Genomic DNA, 1,168 nt, shown 5'->3' on the forward strand with positions numbered 1-1,168 from the left:
CGTTCATCGCCCCGGTCGTGTCGTCGATAGTCAGCGTCGGCCGGTCGTTGGTGCCGGTCAGGGTGATCGTCACGTCCTTGGTCACTGTCGCCCCGACGTCGTCGGTCATCGTCACAGTGAACACTTCAGTCTTGGTCTGGCCCTCGGCCAGGTACTGCGCCGCGCTGTTGTTCAGCGTATAGCTCCAGCCCACACTGCCCGCCGCATCGCCGGTGCTCTCGTCGCTGACACTGGCCACCAGCGTACCCAGCGCACCGGACGGCGCGCTCACGCTGGCCACATGCGCGTGATCGGCCAGGTCCACGTCGCCGAAGGCGAAGCTGCCACTGGCCAGCGTGGTGCCGTCTTCGTTCACCGCCCCGCTTTCGACTTCTGTCGCCGTCACCGTTGGCGCGTCATTGGTGCCGGTGACGGTGATGGTCACCAGCTGGGTGTCGACGCCCCCCAGGCCGTCGCTGACTTGCACCGTAAACACGTCATCATGACTCTCGCCAGCCTTCAACGCCTGCACCGCACTGGCAACACCATCAGTGCCATTGGCCAGCGTGTAGGTCCATTGGCCGTTGCTGTCCACCGCGATCGAGCCGTAGGTGCCGGTTGACGCGCCATGGATGGTCCAGGTCGCCGTGGCATCGTGATCGATGTCGGTCGAGCTGAACTGGCCACTCACGCTGAGCGTGGTGTCTTCCTGCACCGCGCCGGCAGCATTGCCCGTCGCGAAGCTGAGCACCGGCGCATCGTTGCTGCCGGTGACGGTGATAGTCACCAGCTGGGTGTCCACGCCGCCGAGGCCATCGCTGACCTGCACGCTGAACACTTCGTTGTGACTCTCGCCCGCCTTCAACGCCTGCACCGCACTGGCAACACCATCGGTGCCATTAGCCAGGGTGTAAGTCCACTGGCCGTTGCTGTCGACGGCGATCGAGCCAAAGGTGCCGGTATTTGACCCGGCAATACTCCAAGTGGCGGTGGCATCGTGATCAATGTCGGTCGAGCTGAACTGGCCGCTGACGCTGAGCGTGGTGTCTTCCTGCACCGCGCCGGCATCATTGCCCGTTACGAAACTGAGCACGGGCGCGTCATTGCTGCCGGTAATGGTGACGGTCACCAGCTGGGTGTCCACGCCGCCCAGGCCATCGCTGACTTGCACGCTGAACACGTCATTGTG

Annotated in this window: 1 protein-coding gene; it reads right to left on the reverse strand. The window is 64.2% G+C overall.

The features are described 5' to 3' along the window. The coding region (locus PMI28_RS02295; RefSeq protein WP_007992109.1) for a VCBS domain-containing protein at positions 1-1,168 on the reverse strand (1,168 nt) is incomplete at both ends.

Origin of the sequence: Pseudomonas sp. GM48, assembly GCF_000282335.1 — a bacterium.
Classification (GTDB): domain Bacteria; phylum Pseudomonadota; class Gammaproteobacteria; order Pseudomonadales; family Pseudomonadaceae; genus Aquipseudomonas.